Genomic DNA, 21,770 nt, shown 5'->3' on the forward strand with positions numbered 1-21,770 from the left:
TTCATGTTGTCCTTGGCCCTAGTGACGAACCACGCATGCGCCTGATGGAAATGTGTGTAGAGCGTATCAAACTTGACATAGCCCTTATCCATGAGATAATAAGCGTTCGGCTCCACAGGAACCTCCTCAAGTATCTTGGAATCGTGAACCGTGGCCTCTGTAAGGCGGATGAATGTAGGAATGTAACCGTTCAGATCCATCAGAGTATGCATCTTAAACCCACCCTTGCCATGATGAAGAGTAGCCCAAGGACAGAGAGAAAGGCACAGCTCAATGGTGCTGCTATCGAAGGCGCAAACCATCTCGTCAAGGTCTATTCTCAACTTCTCGCCAGCATAAAGGTCCTTCGCTTTCTTTATCAGAACATAGCCAAAGTCCTGATATATACGCCAATCGCGCTTCTCGTTAGCTTCTGCAAGGGTGGATTTAGGCATTACCTTCAAACCAGACCGATACAGGTCTTGAGAGCAAAGGCGAAGCGTGGTCTCAATATCTCTCAAGCCGCTTCTATCAGTGAACTGAGCGAAGCTCATCACAAGGAACTGGTCCCTGCAATTGAACTTGATCGCATGCCGGTCGCCTTTGTAGCGATTGACACACTTGCTGAATTCATATTCGGTGAAGAGAGACATAATCTGCGCGAAGATTGTTTTTCCTTGATTCATGGCTTGCGAAAACAGGCGTCATTGCCTTATCGCAAACTTACGAGTTCTAATCGAAAAATAATTTTAGCCCTGTAACTAACTGAAACAAATAAAGTTAAACCCCATCGGAGATTTTTTCTCCGGACACTAATGAATCGTATTAGTTTAGTACATCAATCATTTCTGGTGCAAAAACCGGAATATTGAGTTTGGTTTTGATATTTAATCTTTCTGCATTTGAATCATCAATGAAGATAGCATTTGATGAATGTATAAAGTCTGCTTTATTTGCAGTAGGTTCAATATGAATAACCTCATCAAATAAATGATCTAAACGGAACTGTTTTAATTCTTCATGTAAATCCGTATGTTCATGTTTACTGAGTAGATAGATTTTTTTCTTCTCATTTATACATTTATACAGGAATTTGACCAACTCTACATTTATTGTTGTTTTGTCAAGAATCAGACAATCATCGTAATCACAGTAAACGGATTCAAACTTAATATCTGTCTTGTATTTACTTTCCAATGCTCTATCAAGAACTACATTGTAATCATTCTTAAATACCCCAACCTTGTAATCAAAAGCATCAAAAAGTGTCAGCAAAGCAAAGTTAACACCAACGGCACGTGACAGAAGGGACGAACCTCCCAAACGAGCAGCTATCTCAAGGAGAGTCAGTCGACCATCTTTGTTACGTTTTACTTGATAGAACCAAGCTCCTCGGAATCTGATAGCAGAATTAATCTTCTTCGCCAGTTCTTCAAACTCTCTTTGGTCTTCGGCAAAATAAGTGTTTACACTAATACCATTACTTACTCGATTACGTTTGCGTGCACCACTATAAAGCAGTTTTCCATCTTTGTCGGTAAAACAATCTACTGTGAATTCCTCACCTGGCAAGTATTCAACAATGAGCATGTTGTCCTTGCCTTTTAGATAAGCATTTACTTCTTCCTGCGTGTTTAATTTCTTTGTACCCTTAGCACTATAACCTACAATCGGTTTTGCAAATACTGGGAATTCAGCAGAGTCAATACTTGTAGGATTATAGACTTTCGGAATGTTTACAATGCCTTCAAGTTTTTCGTAAGTTAATTTTTTGGAAAGACAAATCTCAGTAGTTTCTGCTGTTGGTGCAATAACTTTGCAACCAAGTTCATCCTCGTGCATCTTTGTCATGGTGATAACTGTATCCATAGCAGGATATATTGCATCAATATTTCTATCCTTGACAATTTTTGCAAGTGTAGGAATGAAATCTTTATCATTTACATAAGGAATTCCGTCTATGTAATCCTCATATACATATTTCCCGTGGTCGTCAACCGAATTTGCTCCGATTAAATTGAAGTAAGTTGAATATTTAACTGAGCTATGAATATCTAATGCAATTTCAGACCCACAAGGAAATACTAATATGTTCTTTTTCTGTGGCATGTCTATCTCTTTTTGAAGAATGAAAGTGTACGTTCAATATCGTTTTCTGAGAGCTCATGATGCATCGGCAGACAGATTACGCTATCAGCCATCTTGTGTGCATTAGGCAGATTCTTTGGATCCGCAGATTCAAGTCCACGATAAGTAGAGAACACAGAAATGAGTGGATAGAAATAACGTCTGCCAAGAACATTGGCCTCTTTCATCTTGAAGTAGAGATCATCACGAGTCATACCGAATTCCTTGGCATCGATGAAGACAGGGAAATAACTGTAGTTATGTTTAACTCCTGGCATATCTTCGAAGAAGGTTACGCCCTCAACATCACTAAGAACCTCACGGTACTTAATGGCTACCTGCTGACGTGCAGCAATTGCTGCATCTACCAGACGGAGGTTGAGAAGTCCGTATGCCGCACGCATCTCATCTACCTTGGAGTTGATACCAGGTCCCACAACAGTAGTCTCGTTAGCAAATCCAAAGTTCTTAAGGAAGTCAATACGCTTCTTCACATCTTCGTTAGGCATGATCATAGCTCCACCTTCGATGGTATTATAGACCTTGGTGGCATGGAATGAAAGAGTGCTCATGTCACCCCAATTGAGGATTGATTCGGTCTCGACTTTCTGATCCTCACGCTTAACAGGTGCACAAGGCTCAAGAGCATTACGTGCTTCATCAAATGCACGCTTGTAGTCAGCTTCATTCTTTGGAATCTCAAGAGCAAATGCGTGAGCTGCATCATAGATGACCTTGAGACCGTAAGTGTCTGCTATCTCCTTTATTCTGCGTACATCACAAGGCTTTCCATAGCAATGTACAGGCATGATGGCGGTTGTCTTAGGAGTAATGGCCGCCTCTATCTTATTCGGATCGAGATTACCTGTTGCTGGATCTATATCTACAAATACAGGTTTGCAACCAGCCCACCAGATGGAATGTGTGGTAGCGACAAAGCTGTAAGGAGTTGTAATAACTTCTCCTGTGATACGCATTGCCTGAAGTGCAGTGAGGAGTGGCAGAGTACCGTTGGTGAAAAGACTGACCTGAGGCACACCAAGGTAATCCTTAAGTGCTGCTTCTAACTGCTTGTGGAAGGATCCATTGTTAGTGATCCATTTGGAATCCCAGATCTGCTTAAGCATCTCATGATATTCATCGAGATTAGGAAGTAACGGGCTAGTTACTGTTATAAGTTTATTTTCCATTATAAGTATTAAATTCCCTTATATTGTTCTTAAATAACTTAACAATTATAGTTTTAATTTCGATGTACTCTGCTGGCTTAAACAATTCACATACAACCAACAGAATCATTCCTCCGATTATCAACTGAAGAGGTAGTATAACATAGTGTGATAACGGAAGGAATTTAATAAAATACACTCCCAACGCAACAACTAACGCTATGGCGTATGATGATTTGATATCATTTAATTGAGCCCACGAGTTATAATTTAAATCTTTACCGGTATAGTAGGAATTTAAAAAATACGTGATAATGCCAGTAATGATTGTACCGCAGAGCATAGCTTTTATACTAACAAATATTCCCAGACAAATAGGACCGATTGAAATGATTTTTTTAATAATCTCAAGATAAAGGAAGATATCGCTTCTTCCCTGTACTTGAAGCATGTTTAGGTTAATAGCATGCAAAGGATATAATGACATTGAGATACATATCAGTGGTAAATACCTTGAAGCTTCTAGCCATTTATCCCCAATCAAACATATTATTAAGGGTTCTGACACAGCTGCAATTCCCAACATGCATATTGCAGTTACAAACATTGTCATCTTAATCACTTTCCTATAGGCAGAAACCATCCGTTCCTTGTCATCTTGAATACCAGCGAGAGCAGGATAGCTTACCCTTTGTACAATATTAGTCAGGTTCTCGGAGAAAATCCTGGCATATTCTCTTGCTCTTGTATACTGCCCCAAAGTAGAGGGGTTGTAGTATTTTCCAACAACAACTTGATATAGTTGGTTCCAAATATTGTTTAGGAGTCCCGATACAAGCATTTTCCAGCCAAACCCCCACATATACTTGAAACTCTCTCGTTTAAAGCATAGAGAAGGCCACCATCTGTTAAAAATCCATAGGAATAAAGTATATAAAGACTGTTGTAGTATTTTTTGTATAACAAGTGACCATACACCCAATCCCCAATAAGCACAAATTATTCCGACAATTCCGCTCGTGACAGAAGAAATCAGAGAAGCTTTGGTTTTAGTCTTGAAATCAATCCTCTTTGTGAGGATAGTGTATTGCGTGAGTGATAATGCGTTAATTATCAGGATCAATCCCATAACAGGGATGAGCGAAAGCAATTCATCTCTGCCAAAGAATCTTGCGATAAGAGGTGACGAGATTGAAAGAAGGCAGTATAGTACAATGCTGAATACCATGTTTGTATAAAACATAGTATTATAGTCATCGTTGTTAGCATCTTGTTTTCTTATGACTGCTGTAGAAAAACCACTGTCTACGACTCCTCCCAAGATTGTAACGAAAATCATCACAATACCTATCAGGCCGTACTCTTCAGGTGAGAGTAGACGAGCTAACGCCAAGCCAACAATGAATGACACTCCCTGGCCTAAAAAGGCATCAGCAGCACTCCATCCCGCACCTTTTATTGTCTTAGATTTTAAATCGTCAGCCATTCTGATTTAATATGCCTGTTTATCTCCTCCAAGTATCTGTTTTACCGTCTTGAATAGAATCTCAATATCGAGCATCATGCTCCAGTGCTCGAGGTACCAGATGTCATGCTCGACTCTGTCTGCCATCTCTTCGACCGTCTTGGTCTCTCCCCTACAGCCGCTTACCTGGGCCCAACCGGTGATTCCTGGGCGGACAAGGTGACGGACCATATAGTCGGAGATGAGTTCCGAGTATTTCTCTGTATGGTATTCCATATGGGGACGAGGACCGACTAGAGACATGTCTCCGAGGAATACGTTGATGAACTGAGGGAATTCATCGAGACTTGTCCTGCGGATGAAGTCTCCGAACTTGGTCTTGCGAGGGTCGTCAGCAGTGGCCTGCTTGGTGTCGGCATCGGCTGATACTCGCATCGAACGGAACTTGTAGCAATCGAAGGATTTTCCGTTGTATCCCGTCCTTTTCTGCTTAAAGAAGATAGGTCCAGGTGACGAGAGCTTGACTCCGAGACCAACGGTGACTAAGAGTAGTGGGAATACAGTAATGAGGAAAAGTCCTGAGACGACGAGATCGAATGCCCTCTTGATGATCTGATTCTGCACGAGAGCGAGAGGCTCATCGTGGAGCTTGAGGATGCTTCTGCCACCGAATTCGTCGTAAGTAAGACGCCTCTTTACGTATCCGTCCATGTTTGGCACGTAATAGAAGGTGATAAGCTGCTGTTCGCAAAGGTATACGAGTCGGTCTACAACTTTCTTCTCGCTTGGATCCTTTGGCGAGAGTGAGCAGTAGAGCTCGTCAGTGCAGCTTGGGTGCTCCTCAAGGTATCGGATTGCGTCTGTTGCTCCACCAAGATGCTTTATGCCCGATGGAATATTTTCCGGGAAGTCTGATGAGAAAGCTCCTATGACTCTGTAGCCCGAGTAGTCTTTTTCTCTCAGAACGTGATGCATGATATGCATGTTGTTCCTGTCGGCTCCGACGAAAATCATCGAGCTAGTATTTCTTCCCTTCCTTCTGAGTGCTCGAGTCACATAAGTTATGCAAAGATGCCAGGACGTGATCGATACTGTTGCTATTGCCCATTCGATAGTCATCAGCGATCGTGGGGCGACCTTGTAGATTACGACGAAGAGTAGGAAGAAAAGCAGGATAAATAGCGCTACCTGAAGTACAGCTCGAACTGCTACTCTAGATATTGGAATCTGTCTCCCGGCCAGCTTCAACTTGGTAATCGAGATTGTAGAACCGTATGCAATCAGGATCAGCACTGCTATTGCACCCCAGTTGTTGATCGCCAAGAATTCGTTGCCGTGGTAAAGCGTCTTACAGATCGAGAATGCTGCATAATAACTTAGACAGTGTATCACAAAGTCTCCGACAAAAGTCGGAACTTTGAAATAGAGCCTGTCTTTAGATTCTTGTCGTGTCATTGTCCGATAGTTACCTACCCTTATACATGTCCTCGTAATACTTCTCGTACTCTCCCGAGGTGATGTTGTCCATCCACTCCTCGTTCTCGAGATACCACTTCACAGTCTTCTCGATACCTTCCTCGAACTGGAGGGATGGTTCCCATCCGAGTTCTTTCTGGAGCTTGGTGGAGTCGATAGCGTATCGTGCGTCATGTCCGAGGCGGTCGGTGACGTAGGTGATGAGGTCGAGGTCGGCACCCTCTGGACGGCCGAGAAGGCGGTCGACGGTCGCAATGACTGTCTTGATGATGTCGATGTTCTTCCACTCGTTGAAGCCTCCGATGTTGTAGGTCTCTGCGATGGTTCCGTTGTGGAAGATGGTGTCGATAGCTCTTGCATGATCAACTACATAGAGCCAGTCGCGTACGTTCTCGCCCTTTCCGTAGACTGGGAGCGGTTTGCGGTGGCGTATGTTGTTGATGAAGAGCGGGATCAACTTCTCCGGGAACTGGTAAGGGCCGTAGTTGTTCGAACAGTTGGTCACGATGGTAGGCATTCCGTATGTGTCATGGAATGCGCGTACGAAGTGGTCTGAGCTGGCCTTAGATGCTGAGTATGGAGAGTGTGGGTTGTACTTGGTGGTCTCGTAGAAGAAGTCTTTGCCGTATGCGAGATGGTGTTCGCCTGAGCTTGCGTTGGTGGTGAAAGGAGGCTCGATTCCCTCTGGGTTGGTCATCTCGAGTGCGCCATAGACCTCATCGGTAGAGATGTGGTAGAAGCGTTTGCCCTCGTACTTCTCTGGGAGGGATTCCCAGTAGAGCTTTGCTGCCTGGAGGAGGCTGAGGGTTCCCATCACGTTGGTCTTGGCGAAGGTGAATGGGTCCTTGATCGAGCGGTCAACATGAGACTCTGCTGCGAGGTGGATGATTCCGTCTATCTGCTCGTCTTGCATGAGTTTGTAGAATGCGTCGAAGTCGCAGATATCCATCCTGACGAACTTGTAGTTAGGCTTGTCCTCGATGTCCTTGAGGTTGGCGAGGTTGCCGGCATAGGTGAGTTTGTCAAGATTGATGATCTTGTACTCGGGGTATTTGTTGACGAAGAGTCGTACTACGTGACTTCCGATGAAACCGGCTCCTCCGGTGATTACTATATTCTTCATTGTCTTAATCGAGATTTGCTTTTCCTGTTTCCTTCACTTCGTTGATGACCTTGAGGAGGTACTGGCCGTACTGGTTCTTGATCATCGGCTTCGCGAGCTCGCGCATCTTCTCCTCGCTGATCCATCCCTGGCGATATGCGATACCCTCGAGGCATGCTATCTTGAGTCCCTGACGCTTCTCGAGCACTTCCACGTAGGTTGATGCCTCAGAGAGACTGTCGTGGGTTCCTGTATCGAGCCACGCGAATCCCCTGCCGAGGGTCTGGACCTTGAGCTCTCCGTCCTCGAGGAAACGCTGGTTGACTGTGGTGATCTCGTATTCTCCGCGGGCTGATGGCTTGATGTTCTTTGCGACTTCTACGACCTTGTTAGGGTAAAAGTAGAGACCGACGACAGCATAGTTGCTCTTAGGGTCTTCTGGCTTCTCTTCGATAGAGAGGCAGTTGCCTTCCTTGTCGAATTCTGCGACTCCGTATCGTTCTGGGTCGCTTACCCAGTAGCCGAATACGGTTGCCTTCTTGTCTTCCTCGGCTGTACGGACGGCTTCTTTGAGCATCTTGGTGAAGCCCGCTCCCTGGAAGATATTGTCGCCGAGTACGAGGCAGGCAGAGTCGTTTCCGATGAAGTCTGCTCCGATTGTGAAGGCCTGTGCGAGTCCGTCTGGAGATGGCTGCTCGGCATATTCGAAATGTACTCCGTAGTCGCTTCCGTCTCCGAGAAGGCGCTTGAAACCCGGGAGGTCGAATGGGGTCGAGATGATCAGGATATCACGTATTCCTGCGAGCATGAGCACGCTGATCGGATAGTATACCATCGGCTTGTCGTAGATTGGCATGAGCTGCTTGCTGATGGCTTTGGTGATCGGATAAAGCCTTGTGCCGGATCCTCCGGCGAGTACGATTCCTTTCATGATATGTGGTTTTTTAGTTATTCTTGAGGTTGGTAATGCATTTCTTCAGGCTCTCTGTCCAGTACGGAATCTGGATGCCGAAAGTGGTCTTTATCTTGGTCTTGTCAAGTACTGAGTAGCTCGGACGGGTCACCGGGCTCGGGAACTCGTTGCTGTGGCAAGGCTGGATGTCACACTCTGTCTGACCAGAGTATTCAGCTATCATCTTCGTGAAGTCATACCAGCTGCATACTCCTTCGTTACTGTAGTGGTAGATGCCTTCTACAGGTGACTTCAGTGCTGCAACGATGGCAGTGGCAAGGTCCCATGCGTAGGTTGGCGTTCCGGCCTGATCGAAGACGACCTTGAGCTGCGGCTTGGTCGCTGTGAGGTTGAGCATGGTTTTGCAGAAGTTCTTTCCGAACTCGGAGTAGAGCCATGCAGTACGGATGATGATGTGCTTGCAACCGGTAGCGATGATCTTCTCCTCTCCGAGGAGTTTTGTTGCACCGTACACTCCTGTCGGAGTTCCCTTCTGGTCTTCCTTGCATGGAGTGTTGTAAGGTTCCTTGCCGAAAACGTAGTCGGTAGATATCTGCACGAGCCACCCCCCGACTTCCTTCATCGCCTTTGCAAGGTTCTCAGGTGCGGTTGCATTGAGCTTCTCGACGAGCGCATATTTCTCCGGATCTTCTGCTCCGTCGACGTTGGTCCATGCGGCGCAATTGACAATTGCATCAACCTTGTTGTCTGCAACCATCTGACGTATTGCTTCAAGGTCAGTGATGTCGAGGTACGTCGTCTCGAGTCCCTCCACCTGATTGACATCGGTGAATATGTATCTATCTGCTGAGCCCTTGCTGATGATTCTCATCTCGTTTCCGAGCTGGCCGTTGGCTCCTGTGACAAGTATGTTCATGGGTCTATTTTCTGAATTCAGGGTAAAGGTCTACGTTGATGTCGAACGGACTGTCGAAGTCCATGAGGAGGGCGTGCTTGGTGTCCTTCTCGGAGAGGATGGCTTCTTCGGTAGGAATCTGCCAGTCAATCCCGAGGCTGTCGTCAAGGATGCTGATTCCTCCGTCAGCCTGGGGTGCGTAGAAGTTGTCGCACTTGTACTGGAAGACTGCTGTCTCGCTGAGCACAGAGAATCCGTGGGCAAAGCCGCGAGGCACGAAAAACTGTCTATGGTTGTCTTCGCTGAGTTCCACGGCAATGTGCTGTCCGTAGGTGGGGCTGCCCTTGCGTATGTCTACCGCAACGTCGAGGACTCTTCCCTTGACGCATCTCACGAGCTTGCTTTGGGTGAAGGGAGGTGCCTGGAAATGGAGCCCGCGCATCACTCCGTAGCTTGACATCGACTCGTTGTCCTGGACGAAGTTGATCGGGCCTATCTTCTCTTCGAATTCTCTCTGGGAGAAGCTTTCGAAGAAGTAGCCTCTGGCGTCCTTGAAGACTCGTGGCTCAATGATGTAGACTCCTTCGATTGCTGTCTTGATTACTTCCATATCTTGGGTTCGTTATTTGTCGAGGATTTCGTACTTGGAGACTTTGCTCTTGAATTCGGGTACGATTTCTTTCATTATCTTGACGATTGCCATGTCGTCGTAGCTGTAGCTGGCTTCGAGGAGTCGCTCTTCGTTGGTCTTGGCAGTTTCGTAGTCGTATTCTCGCACTGCTGCAACCATGATCTTCGGGTGGGCGGTCGGCTTGGTCTGCTCAGCGTCGGCGAGGACTTCTTCGTAGAGTTTCTCTCCGTCTCGAAGCCCGGTGAACTTGATCTCGATGTTCTTGGCTCCGGAGAGCTTGATCATCCTCTTTGCGAGGTCTACGATCTTGACCGGCTTGCCCATGTCGAAGACGTAGATTTCTCCGCCCTTGCCCTTGGTCCCGGCTTCGAGGACGAGTTTGCAAGCTTCTGGGATCAGCATGAAGTAGCGGATGATTTCCGGATGGGTGACGGTGATAGGGCCTCCCGTCGCGATCTGTTCCTTGAAGATCGGTATCACGGAGCCGTTGCTGCCGAGGACGTTTCCGAAGCGTGTGGTGACGAATTGGGTGATGCCTTCGATCTTGCCGGAGACGATTGCCTGATTGAGGGACTGGCAGTAGATTTCGCAGATTCGCTTCGAGCAGCCCATCACGTTGGTCGGGTTGACTGCCTTGTCGGTCGAGATCATCACGAATTTCTTGGTTCCGTATTTGACGGCAAGGTCTGCGATGACGCGGGTGCCGTAGATGTTGTTCTGGACGGCTTCAGCCGGGTTGTCTTCCATCATCGGGACGTGCTTGTAGGCTGCGGCATGGAAGACGAAGTCTGGGGTGTGAGCCTTGAAGATGGCTTCCATTCGGTCTTGCTTCGCGATGCTGGTGACGATGGTTTCGCAACTGATCTCGGGGTGGTTCCTGCTCATCAGGAGTCGGATGTCGTGCATCGGGGTTTCGGCCTGGTCGATGAGGACCATCTCGGCTGGATGGAATTTGGCGACCTGTCGTACCATTTCGCTTCCGATCGATCCGGCGGCTCCGGTGATGAGTATCTTCTTGCCTCGGAGGTGGGTGGCGATGGTGTCGAGGTCGACCTTGATCTGGTTCCTAGGAAGGAGGTCTTCGACGTCGACTTCCTTGAGGCTGGTCGACTGAAGTTCGGTATTGCCGTCCCATTCTTCGAGCTGCGGAATCATCAGGATCTTGACTCCTGCGTCGAGGAGCTGGTTGATGAGTTCTTCTCTCTCACGGAAGCGTTCTGCCTGGAGCGGGGATACGACGATCGCCTTGATCTTGAGCATCTTGACGTATCCGATCAGGTCGTCGTTGTCGGAGTATACCTTCTCTCCCATGATCTTATGGGATGTGAGTTCAGGGTTAGGGTCGATGAATCCGCGGACGACATATGTTGCGGGATTGGAGTCTCTGATGCTTCGTGCGAGTCCGACTCCTCCGCTCTGGACTCCGTAGATCATGACTGGGGTTGCATCTTCTTTCCTCTTGAGGAGGTCGTAGAGCATCTTGATGATTATCCTCACGAGCCACATCAGGACGGTCGAGATGACCATCATCACTCCGACGAGTTTCCACCCGAAGGAGATTAGTGGGGACCAGTTGAACGCTTCGTTGAAGTAGCCACCTATCCTGACGAGAAGACTGCCGATGAAGACGGCAAGTGCTACCCTGCCGAGGTCGGTGAAGGATGAGTAGCGGACGATTCCCGAGTAGGTGGAGAGGCACCTGAAAGGAATCATGTAGAGGAGAAGTGCGCCAAGCAGGCTGAGGAGCAGACGCCAGAAGTCGTGGGCGAAAGTGTCTCCTCCCATGAAGATGTAGTAGGCAACGAATCCGGAGAATACGATGATTATGCTGTCAAGCGCAAGTACGCACCAGTATGGCAATGCGTTCTTGGAGAAGTACCAGGAAGTTAATTTTTTCAACAGGTTTCTCATGGTCGTCAATTAGTTTGCGGGTGTCGGAGGCTAGTCTCTTCTGAAAAGGTCTCGGGTGTAGACTTTGGCCTGCACATCGTCGAGGCAGGAGTCGTAGCGGTTTGCAATTATTGCGGCACTAAGCTTCTTGAACTCCTCGAGGTCGTTGACGACCTTGCTGCCGAAGAAGGTGGCGCCGTTCTCGAGGGTAGGCTCGTAGATGATCACGCTGGCTCCCTTCGCTTTGATGCGCTTCATCACGCCCTGAATGCTGCTCTGACGGAAGTTGTCGGAGTTGGATTTCATCGTGAGGCGGTAGACTCCGATGGTGACTTCCTTCTCGTGGGTCTGGTCGTATCCGTTCTGGGAGCTGTAGTTGTAGTAGCCGGCTTTGTTGAGTACCTGGTCTGCGATGAAGTCCTTGCGGGTGCGGTTGGATTCGACGATCGCTGTCATCATCTGCTGAGGAACGTGCTCGTAGTTGGCGAGGAGCTGCTTGGTGTCCTTAGGGAGACAGTATCCGCCGTAGCCGAAGGATGGGTTGTTGTAGTGGGTGCCGATTCGTGGGTCGAGGCCGATGCCGTCGATGATGGCCTTGGAGTCGAGTCCCTTGACTTCGGCATAGGTGTCGAGCTCGTTGAAGTAGCTGACGCGAAGGGCAAGGTAGGTGTTGGCGAAGAGCTTGACGGCTTCTGCTTCTTTCATCCCCATGAAGAGGGTCGGGATGTCTTCCTTGATTGCGCCTTCCTGGAGAAGGGCGGCAAAGGTGCGGGCAGATTCCTCGAGGTGGTTGCCTGCTATAGCTCTGATTGCGACGTTCTCTTCGTCGTTGGCGTTCTCACCGGTGATCATCTTCGGGTAGCCTACGATGATTCGGCTCGGGTAGAGGTTGTCGTAGAGGGCTTTGCTCTCGCGGAGGAATTCAGGAGAGAAGAGGAGGCGGAACTTCGAGGTGCAGTCCTTGCCTTCTGCCATGAACTTGCGGTAGTACTTGACGTAGAGGCTTCGGGTGTAGCCCACAGGAATGGTGGACTTGATGACCATCACTGCATCTGGGTTGACCTTGAGGACGAGGTCGATGACTTCCTCGACGTGGGTCGTGTCGAAGTAGTTCTTGACCGGGTCATAGTTGGTAGGGGCTGCAATTACGACGAAATCAGCATCCCTATAGGCTGCTTCTCCGTCGAGCGTGGCTACGAGATCGAGCTGCCTCTCGGCGAAGTATTTCTCGATGTATTCGTCCTGGATGGGGCTGATGCGCTTGTTGATCTTCTCGACTTTCTCTGGTACGACATCCACCGCAACGACATGGTGGTGTTGCGAGAGAAGAGTCGCGATGCTTAGGCCTACATAGCCTGTTCCTGCTACTGCAATTTTCATTCGGAGGGTCTTAAGGTCGGGTCAGGATAATGACTGAGCCTTTCGCCTATGTGCGGTGGGTCATGTGCGTAGCGTACGCACCCGCGGAGTAGACGAAAAATGTCCTCGGGCGGAGCATACTTTGCGCTCTCGTATCCGAAGCCACTACAAAAGTCTATTCGTCTTCTTTCCTCTGAAGAACTAGGCTGCCGCCTGACCCAAATCAACAGCTCTTAGACATACTTGACAAAAATACCGACATTTTGCGATAATACAAAGTATTATTGCTTGAATTTATAAATGGGGGGGGGTAAAAATTGCTGTTTTTAAAGAAAAAACCGTAGCTCCAGTGCGTTTTTAGGAACTACGGTCGTTTTTATGTTTTTTCCGAGTCTTTGATGATTTTTCGCCCTCGGTAAAAAATCTTTGTTGCTAGGTCTTCTGAGCCGAGCTTGTAGATTAGTCGTCAAATCCTACTGCCGCAAGCTCGATGTCGAAGATGATCATCTCGCCCGGACCGATGTCGGAACCTGCTCCGCGGTCACCGTATGCAAGCTCTGACGGAATCCAGAGTGTCATCTTACCGCCTTCTCCGATGAGCTGGAGTCCTTCCTTCCAACCTTCGATAACGCGACCGAGATTGAGACTTATCGGTGTATCTGTGCTGTCGAATACCTTGCCTGCGAGAGTCTTGCCGGTGTACGCCACCATCACGTTGCTGATGTCGCTTGGCTTGACATCATTACCCTTCTCGATTATCCTGTACTGGAGTCCGGACTCGGTCTCGACTACTCCCTTTTCCTTCTTGTTCTTCGCGAGGAATTCAGCTGCTGCTGCCTTGTTGCCTGAGACGACGATTTCCATCTGCTTGCTGATCGCATTGTCGAAGACTTCGTTCATGTAGCTTGGCGCAATCTCGAACTGATCCTCATAGCTTGGGTCGCTAGGGTCGACGCTAGTGCTGAGCACGTCCTTCATCGCCTTCTGCATCCTGTCGAAGTCCACGACGTCAGGGAACTTGTTGGCCTTGATGAAATAGCCGAAGTTGAAGCCGAGGAGGTAGCTCAGGGAGTCCACCTGTCCAGGGGTGAATTCGGGTACCTTTACCTGTGCATTTGCGCTAGCTCCGAAGAGGAGAAAGAGTCCCGATACGAGTATTGCTAATCTTTTCATTTTCGCTTTTATATATATTCTTATCTAATCTTATTCTTTAAACTTTTCTGAAAGTTATTTAAGGCAGCCTCGTGCCGTCAAGACTACTGCATCTTCAGCCACTGTGCGAGGTCTGACATCCACTGCTCGCGGAAGACGAACTCCTTGTTGTCGCACCATCCGTGTCCTCCGACTGGATAGATATGGAGGGTTGCAGAAACGCCATGGGCATGGAGGGCGTTGTAGTACTCGATGCTGTTCCTAACCGGCACGACATTGTCGTCGGAGTTACCCATGATAAAGGCTGGTGGGGTCTGTTCGTTCACGGCTTTTTCGTTGCTGAATGCATCGATGTCTTCCTTGCTTGCGTTCGGGCCGAGGAGATTGCGTCCTGAGCCTCCGTGGGTGAAGCTTGGGTCGAGGGTCACGACAGGATAGAAGAGGATGGTGAAGTCCGGACGGTTGATCTCGTTCGTCCAGTGGGTGCTTGCCAGTCCTGCGAGGTGACCGCCAGCTGAGCAACCTGCGATTCCGAGCTTCTCGAATCCGAACTCGCCTGCCCTGGTTCGAAGTATCCTCATCGCTTCCTGCACGTCGTCGAGAGGTACTTCCTTGTGACCGTTAGGAAGACGGTATTTTAGGCATGCGTACACATAGCCCTGGTCGGTGTACCAGCGTGCGTTCACGAAGCCTTCGGTCCCGTACCATACGTCCGAGTATCCGCCACCCGCACACATGAGTATTGCCTTGCCGTTGCACTTCTCCGGGAGGAAGATGTAGAGCTCTGGTTCGGTGACGTTCGAGACATGGGTGCCGTAGGAGATCTCAGGTCCGGTGAGGCCGTTCGAAGTCGGTGGTACGATGAGGGTCGAACCGTTAGGTCCGGTCTCTGCCCAGAGCTTGTATGTGAGGTCCGGTTTCGGTACGGTCTCGAAGTATTTCTCTGCCATTTCCTTCAGCTGCTCAGGGGTTGGTCTCTGGCGCTGAGGACGGTTCTGAGGTGCTTGTCCTCCCTGCTGCGGCTGAGCATAGATTGCAGCTGCGAGGAAGAGCGTAAGTGCTGATACAAGAATTCGTTTCATATAGTTTAAGTGCTTGGTTTTCTGTGGTTTAATAATTATTGATTTATATCTTTCTATAAAAATATATGCTTCCCCGCCCTACTCCATCGCTTCTGTCGGGAATCGGTACTGCCCTTTCCCGAGGGTTGCTTTTCCGAAGTTGATTGCATTCTTCGGGCAGGCATGATAGCATGCTTCGCAGGTCGTACAATTACCGTTCCAGTGTGGTCGCATCTTTGGCTCACGAGGTGCTCCGTCTCGTATTCCGTCACCCTCTTCCATCTTGTCGGCACCTATGAGTTCGAGCATCGTGATGTTGCCCAAAGGGCATACGGATGCACAGGTTCCGCAACCTACACACTCTGGTCCGAGGACCCATTTCTTGTCGGTGACGAGGGCGCGATAGAAGTACGGTTTGGTGATATAGGTCTTAAAGAAGGGCTTGTCTCCGACTATCATTTCGGATACCTTCTGATGCCTCTTGAGTTCGTGGATTATCTGCGGGAGTCGTATGTTTGCTGCCCTTACTTTCTTGACTGCTCCTTCCGGTGTGTCGAGCTTCATTCCGGCCATGTTGACGTAGGTCTCTGGCATGATCACTGAGAATGCGGCATCGAGTCCGAGTCCGACCTTTGCGAGGTCCTTGCGGAATTCGCGTTCGGTATATCCTACATTGTCGCCACAGGTGCAGACGAGCCATGTGTAGAGAGAGCCTTCGGGAAGTTCTCCTGCAGGCTTGCCGCCTACCTTGACGATGAGTTTTCTGACGAATTCGGACACGAGTTTCGGAGGTGCCCAACAGTAGACTGGCCACACGAATCCGAGTGACTCCCCTTCCGCGAGCTGGTATTCGTACTGGCCTTCTCGGGCGGCTTCGGGGATGAAGATGAGCTTGTCTCCAGTGGATGCTGCTATCTTCTCTGCTATGTATCGGCTGTTTCCGCAGCCGGAATAATAAAAAATCATGGAACAAATGTAGTCATTTATTCCATGATTCTTATAAAACGATTTGGGCTATTGTGCCCGAATTGTCTACTAGATTACTCGAAGTCGATCATGAGACCGAGGCGAGCGTATGCTCCGTGGCTACCGGTAGCGATGTCGTTCATCTTGAAGAAGCCCTTGTAACCGACGTTACCGAGGATAGAGAAGTGATCGCCGAGGCGGATTGCAAGACCTGGGAGGACTGAAACTACTGCGTTGCGTGGCATAGCATCCTGGGTGTTGCGGCCCTGTACGGTAAAGAGTGAGCAACCTGCGTTGATGTCGATGAGCGGAGTCACGATGCTGTTGGTAGGGATGGTGAGACCGAAGTTCACTGAAAGTGGGAAGAAGATGAGTGGATTGGAACCACCCTTGAGCTGGCTGTGTACTGAAGCCTCAGTAGAAGCCTGGAGACCTACGAATACATAGTCATTGATCTGGTAACCTGCAACAACGTCGAGAGCTGCTGCGTTATCCTTAACGCCACCCTTCATTGCGTTGAACTCGTAACCACCGAAAACCTTGACTTTCCAACCCTGCTCAACCTGTGCTGAAGCAGAGGTAAACGCTGCAATCATGAGTGCAGCAAGCACAACAAACTTTTTCATATTCTAATAAAAATCTTAAATTCTTTAAAAAGAGGGGCAAAAGTAATTATTTAATACAATATATCAAAATATAATCTATTCGTAGTCAGGTATTATGATCTCATACTTCTTGTGGGAGGAGTTGTTGAGCTTGTCCTCGCGAAGCCAGAGGTTCTCCTGCTTGAGCTCGTAGTAGCGTACACCGTGCTTGTCTGCAAAGTCGATGAGGTTAGGGATCTCGTTGGTGACGGTTACGACCTCTCTCGGCGGATTCCTCTTGTATCTCTGGTTCGCAGGCACATCGAATCCGAAGGCGAGAGGGTTCTCAAACATCATCTTCGCTGCCATCACTCGGAACATGTACCTCGATGTCTCCTCCACGAGCCAGAGGTCGGTCGCGCGTTTCTGGTGCTGAGCCTCGAGCCTGCGGCTGATACCCGCCTGTCCGGCATTGTAGGATGCTGCAACGGTGAGCCAGTCCCCATATTTCGCGTATGCGGTCTTGAGGTATTTGCATGCTGCCCTGGTCGCTTTCTCGACATGGTACCTCTCATCGACGTTCGCGTTCACTTCGAGTCCGAGTTCCTTTGCGGTTGCGGACATGAGCTGCCAGAGTCCTGCTGCTCCGGCTGAGGAGCGCGCGCTCGGGCTGAGGTTGCTCTCGATTACCATTATATATTTAAGGTCGTCCGGAAGTCCGTTCTCCTTGAGTATGGGTTCGACGATGGGGAAATAGATTCCTGCTCGCTTGAGCATCAGGATCGAGGTGGAGTGCATGTAGGTGAATGCGATGATCTCTCGGTCCATCCTTTCGTACATGTCGGTTCGGGTGAAGTCTACGCTCTGTCCTGCGAAGGTGTAGTGCATAGGCACCGGCATCGAGCTCTGGCCCTTGATCTGGGCGCCTGCGATGGTCGAAATTGCGAGCATCACCGTCGCGAGCGCTATTGCGAACTTGTTGTTTCTCATAATATGCAAATTTACGGACTTTTTGTACATTTGCGGCCATGAAAAAGAAAATCTTCAAGGAGAATTCGGGCTACAAGGCTCTCTTCCTCTCGATACTCCTCTCTGCCATAGGATTCGGCCTGTACAAGGGCATAATGGACAATTATCTTGCCGAAGTGGTCGGGATGGGCGAGATGGACCGCGGTATCACGGAATTTTTCCGCGTGCTTCCGGGGCTCGCGCTGATCGGCATCCTGGCGCTCTTCTATCGCTTCTCGGCGGAGAAGATGTACAAGATGGGAGTGGTGATCATGTTCATCGGAATGACGATGCAGGCGCTCGTGTCCCCTACCCGCATGCTGGTGATTGCTGCCATCTTCCTGTACTCGACCGGCGAGCACATCCAGCTCGGTATGAGGAACACGCTTTCGCTGGAGTATTCGAACGAGGGCCATGGCGGTCGTGCGCTCGGCTTCCAGAATTCCATCTACCAGATCGGCAATCTCGCGGGTTACGTTGCCGTTATCGTTGCGTTCATGCTGATTTCGGGCGTGAGCCTCTTCAAACCGGTGTTCATGGTGTCGGCCGTCTTCATGTTCCTTGCGATGGTGTGCGGACTGCTTCTGAAGGGCAGCAGCGAGACGGACAAGTCGAAGAGCAGATTCTATTTCCGCAAGAAGTTCACGAAGTACTACATGCTCGAGGTGTTCTATGGCGCCCGCAAGCAGGTGTTCTTCACCTTCGGTCCCTATGTGCTGATTCTTTTCTATGGCGCGGATACGGCTGTGATCAGCCTGCTCTTCGCGGTTTCTGCGATTGCCGGTTTCATTTTCGCGCCTCTCGTGGGTAAGATCATCGATCGCGTTGGCTACAAGCCTGTGATGATTGCCGACACCCTGATCCTCATCATCGTCTGCTTCTTCTACGGTTTCGCGCACCACATCTTCCCTATGCACGTCGCGTTCGTCGTTTGTTGCGTGAATTACGTGCTGGATTCGGTGATTTCGCTCGCTTCGATGGCTTCGAACGTCTATGTGCAGGACATTTCGGACAGCAAGGAGGAGATGCGCGCGACCATCAGCACCGGCATTTCGGTGAACCATCTCATCACCGTCCTCATCGCTCTGATGGGCGGATGGATATGGAAGGCGCTCGGTATCGAGACCCTCTTCATGGTTTCTGCTTTCCTCGGCCTGCTGAACAGCCTCTACGCCGCTACTATCAAAGTCCCTTCTCACCCCTCCCCTCGTCCTTAGAGCCTCACCTCGCTCCTCCCAACCTCCCAGCGCCTCTCCCTCTCGATCGTAACTGCCTGACGCTCAGCCATATCCCATACGGACGGCTCCCCCGCCCGAGGGAGCCGTCCGCACAGCAAAGCGCTGATACTCAGCAGGTTACGTTCGCGAGCAATTTCGCAGCATCAGCGCTCCACGATCCCACGCACGGCATTGAGGACCGGATCGACGCTCACCTCGCTGCCGACCGCACCCTGCATCCATGCCTTCGGAGTGAGTCGTCCCTGGACGTAGATGCGCTCAAGCTCGGTGGCGAACTCCTTGCTGTTCTTGCAGTTAGCAAGGTGCTCCTCAAGTTGATAGTGAATCAGGTGGCCGATCGGGTAGCTTGGGAGGTACATCGGTGCATTGACCATGTGCGAATAGACTCCGAGAAGGATGGCGTCATGCTCGCCCACCACCGGCTCATAGTATTTGTTCCACACGTCCTTCGCAATCTCGAGCACCGCATCGCGAAGCTCCTCCGCGGTCGCGTCCTTGTGCTCGTAGAGCCATCTCCATGTGTACATGTCCACAAGGCTCACGCCCATGATCTCATACATTCCCCAGAAGATGTCAAGGGTGCTGTTCGCGTCGAGCTCCTGCTTGCCGTAGCCGAGGAGCTGGAGGTCGCGTGCCTGGAAGATGAATGCCATGGCCTCGGTGAAGCCGGTTGCAGGCACGCCATAGAGCATGTAGTGGTCGATCTTATAGAGGTCAAGGACCATCTCTACGTTGTGGCCAAATTCATGGACAGCAATGTTATAGCCCTTGTAATCCATACCATCACTTCCGATGCGGGTACGAAGTCGTGCGGGCTCCCAACGGCCGGTGCAGTTCCAAGCATGTCCTGATCCGCGGGCCGGCTCGACGACTATCCTGTCGGCAATGTACTGGGAGTTCTTCGGGTCGAATCCAATGTTCATGAGCTGGCGAGGCATGTCCTTCTGGAATGCGTCGGCATTCGGATAGAGCTTGCGGGTCTGGGCGGTGAGCTTGTCCTCCGGCATTGTCGAGCGGCTCTTGAATCCGTCGTACCAGATGTCATATGGCCTGAGTTCGCGTCCGAGGCGCTCCTTGATGATGCTTGCTACGGCCTTGATTTCGTCGGAAGAGATGAGGCGGATGAACATCTGCTCGAGTTCCTTGTCTGACATCTCGAGTTCGCCCTCGAAGTGCCTGCGGATGGCGTTCGGCATGGTCGGGCAGTATTGGTCCACGGTGAGCATGGTCTTGAACTGGTCGATGATGTGCTGGTAGCGCGCTGCTCCCTCTGCCGGAAGGTCCACTTCCTTGCCGTCCTTGTAGGTCTTGTTGCTCTCCGGCGCCCAGTCGTACTCAGGGTTGTTCACCACCGCCGCCGGGATCTGCTGGCTGACGATTCTCTCCATCACCTTATAGATCATCTCCTGCTTCTCGCTGGCGTTCGGCACGTCCGCATAGTTGGACTTGATTTCGTCGCGAAGGTTCCAGTGCGAGAGTAGGCACATATCCTCCGGGAAGAGCTTGCGTCCGTCCTCGGTGAGGAGGTGGCCCATCATGATGTTGTAGTCTGCAATGTAGTTCTCCGCATCGGCATAGGCCTCGGAAGAGAGTGCGTTGACTTCTGCCGGCACCCTTTGGGTGAAGTTGTCACCCATTCGTGCGTAAGCCCATTCGAGCCTGCTCCAGTTCTTTCCGAGTTCGTCCTTCTCTGCGAGAGAGAAGTTAGGGAAGTTGAGTATCGACATGAAGGCGAGCTTGTTCGCGAACATGTCGTCCGAGAAATGGGCCATCGGGCTGTAGCCGCTGAGAATATAGTCGACCTCGGTAGGTTCGATGCCGACGAGGGTGGTAGGGCGACCGAGCTCGATCGAGGTCTGGTTCGCTGTCCAGCTGAAGACTTCGAGCGCACGCGAGAGGCTGTTCAGGAGCTGCTCCTTTTCCGCTGGCGTACCCTTGAAGTTCTCCTTCATATATTCCGAGAATTCAGTCTCTGTTCCATCACTTTCCCTCCAGAGCGCAGCCGCCTGTGAGACTCCCCTCTCAATCAGGCTTGCATCCGCATTCGGATAGCTCTTGCTGATCTCCTGCACGGTCTTCGAGACAGTCGCCTCGGTGATGTTGCTGACATTGGTTGCCATATTAGATTTGGCGTCAGTGATCTTGCCGCTCTGAGAACATGCTGACACGACGAAAGCCGCTACGGCCAACACGATCGGAATTATTCTGAATCTTTTCATATATGCTCGTAATCAATCCAGGGCAAATTTACTAAATATGTCTTTTAGACAAAATGAATCAGACATTAAATTGTTCATTCTTCTAATAGCAGATGTATCAAGTATTTAGGCAGATAATCTAGACAACTGATACAGCTATCGACACACAGATTATCCAAAAATATACGCCTGGCTGCATTTTCTCGCAGAAATAAGTGATTCTCGTGGAAAGCATTAAAGTATGCTTTAGATATCTATTTATAAATATGTTATAATATTTTTATTCAACTATCTATATAGATTAAATGAGTTTTTAGCAAATTTAATGATTGATTTCTGGGAAGCCTTTATACAGATCAATCCATATCAAAATAAAGCCAAAATCATATAGTAATATTTGATAGTAATTCTGCCCGTCAGGAGGGGTCAAAACTTAGATTACGAATCAAACAATTTTGTTAAACTACAAAACTATTTAGTTTTACAATTTAATAATGAGAAAATTAGAAAATTGAGTTATTAACACCCATCAGGAGCAATTTCTATCAAATATTACC

General features: G+C 49.4%; 18 protein-coding genes. 1 reads left to right on the top strand and 17 read right to left on the bottom strand.

Annotated elements, in window-relative coordinates:
* The 16 genes from AC06ND_RS01770 to AC06ND_RS01845 all read right to left on the bottom strand — a co-directional run.
* Window positions 1-665, bottom strand: a 665-nt coding sequence (locus tag AC06ND_RS01770; RefSeq protein ID WP_475677277.1) for an IS4 family transposase, incomplete at its 3' end; no start/stop codon positions are given.
* 139 nt (window positions 666-804) lie between these two features.
* Window positions 805-2,088 (bottom strand): ATP-grasp domain-containing protein, encoded by a 1,284-nt coding sequence (locus tag AC06ND_RS01775; RefSeq protein ID WP_475677278.1) that lies wholly within the window; start codon window positions 2,086-2,088, stop codon window positions 805-807.
* 2 nt (window positions 2,089-2,090) lie between these two features.
* Complete coding sequence (locus tag AC06ND_RS01780; RefSeq protein WP_475677279.1) at window positions 2,091-3,296, bottom strand: DegT/DnrJ/EryC1/StrS family aminotransferase; 1,206 nt, start codon at window positions 3,294-3,296, stop codon at window positions 2,091-2,093.
* Window positions 3,286-4,761: a lipopolysaccharide biosynthesis protein gene (locus AC06ND_RS01785; RefSeq protein WP_475677280.1), complete on the bottom strand. Its 1,476-nt coding sequence runs from the start codon at window positions 4,759-4,761 to the stop codon at window positions 3,286-3,288. Before AC06ND_RS01785 ends, AC06ND_RS01780 begins: the two co-directional genes overlap by 11 nt.
* A 6-nt stretch (window positions 4,762-4,767) precedes the next feature.
* Window positions 4,768-6,195 (bottom strand): undecaprenyl-phosphate glucose phosphotransferase, encoded by a 1,428-nt coding sequence (locus tag AC06ND_RS01790; protein WP_475677281.1) that lies wholly within the window; start codon window positions 6,193-6,195, stop codon window positions 4,768-4,770.
* A gap of 10 nt (window positions 6,196-6,205) precedes the next feature.
* The gene (locus AC06ND_RS01795; protein WP_475677282.1) at window positions 6,206-7,339 is read right to left on the bottom strand and encodes a dTDP-glucose 4,6-dehydratase; all 1,134 of its coding nucleotides are present in this window, start codon (window positions 7,337-7,339) and stop codon (window positions 6,206-6,208) included.
* 4 nt (window positions 7,340-7,343) lie between these two features.
* The gene (rfbA, locus tag AC06ND_RS01800) at window positions 7,344-8,249 is read right to left on the bottom strand and encodes a glucose-1-phosphate thymidylyltransferase RfbA (protein ID WP_475677283.1); all 906 of its coding nucleotides are present in this window, start codon (window positions 8,247-8,249) and stop codon (window positions 7,344-7,346) included.
* Window positions 8,250-8,262: 13 nt separating this feature from the next.
* Complete coding sequence (gene rfbD, locus AC06ND_RS01805) at window positions 8,263-9,147, bottom strand: dTDP-4-dehydrorhamnose reductase (protein ID WP_475677284.1); 885 nt, start codon at window positions 9,145-9,147, stop codon at window positions 8,263-8,265.
* 4 nt (window positions 9,148-9,151) lie between these two features.
* The gene (gene rfbC, locus AC06ND_RS01810; RefSeq protein ID WP_475677285.1) at window positions 9,152-9,736 is read right to left on the bottom strand and encodes a dTDP-4-dehydrorhamnose 3,5-epimerase; all 585 of its coding nucleotides are present in this window, start codon (window positions 9,734-9,736) and stop codon (window positions 9,152-9,154) included.
* A gap of 12 nt (window positions 9,737-9,748) precedes the next feature.
* Window positions 9,749-11,668 carry a polysaccharide biosynthesis protein gene (locus AC06ND_RS01815; RefSeq protein ID WP_475677286.1) on the bottom strand — a complete coding sequence of 640 codons (1,920 nt, stop codon included), beginning with the start codon at window positions 11,666-11,668 and terminating at the stop codon, window positions 9,749-9,751.
* 30 nt (window positions 11,669-11,698) lie between these two features.
* Window positions 11,699-13,027 carry a nucleotide sugar dehydrogenase gene (locus AC06ND_RS01820; protein WP_475677287.1) on the bottom strand — a complete coding sequence of 443 codons (1,329 nt, stop codon included), beginning with the start codon at window positions 13,025-13,027 and terminating at the stop codon, window positions 11,699-11,701.
* Between the two features lie 438 nt (window positions 13,028-13,465).
* A complete protein-coding gene (locus tag AC06ND_RS01825) occupies window positions 13,466-14,179 on the bottom strand; it encodes an FKBP-type peptidyl-prolyl cis-trans isomerase (protein ID WP_475677288.1) in 714 nt (237 codons plus the stop codon).
* An 83-nt stretch (window positions 14,180-14,262) separates the two neighbouring features.
* A complete protein-coding gene (locus AC06ND_RS01830) occupies window positions 14,263-15,240 on the bottom strand; it encodes a prolyl oligopeptidase family serine peptidase (RefSeq protein WP_475677289.1) in 978 nt (325 codons plus the stop codon).
* A 78-nt stretch (window positions 15,241-15,318) separates the two neighbouring features.
* Entirely contained in the window at window positions 15,319-16,185 is an 867-nt protein-coding gene (locus AC06ND_RS01835; RefSeq protein WP_475677290.1) for an EFR1 family ferrodoxin, read from the bottom strand.
* A 74-nt stretch (window positions 16,186-16,259) separates the two neighbouring features.
* A complete protein-coding gene (locus tag AC06ND_RS01840) occupies window positions 16,260-16,811 on the bottom strand; it encodes an outer membrane beta-barrel protein (protein ID WP_475677291.1) in 552 nt (183 codons plus the stop codon).
* A 75-nt stretch (window positions 16,812-16,886) separates the two neighbouring features.
* The gene (locus tag AC06ND_RS01845; protein ID WP_475677292.1) at window positions 16,887-17,789 is read right to left on the bottom strand and encodes a lytic transglycosylase domain-containing protein; all 903 of its coding nucleotides are present in this window, start codon (window positions 17,787-17,789) and stop codon (window positions 16,887-16,889) included.
* 8 nt (window positions 17,790-17,797) lie between these two features.
* Here AC06ND_RS01845 and AC06ND_RS01850 point away from each other — a divergent pair, with 8 nt between their 5' ends.
* Window positions 17,798-18,994: an MFS transporter gene (locus AC06ND_RS01850; RefSeq protein WP_475677293.1), complete on the top strand. Its 1,197-nt coding sequence runs from the start codon at window positions 17,798-17,800 to the stop codon at window positions 18,992-18,994.
* Between the two features lie 164 nt (window positions 18,995-19,158).
* Here the strand turns inward: AC06ND_RS01850 and AC06ND_RS01855 are convergent, their stop codons facing one another.
* Window positions 19,159-21,234 carry a hypothetical protein gene (locus AC06ND_RS01855; protein ID WP_475677294.1) on the bottom strand — a complete coding sequence of 692 codons (2,076 nt, stop codon included), beginning with the start codon at window positions 21,232-21,234 and terminating at the stop codon, window positions 19,159-19,161.
* Between the last annotated feature and the right edge of the window lie 536 nt (window positions 21,235-21,770).

This window comes from Candidatus Cryptobacteroides sp. (genome assembly GCF_056207615.1).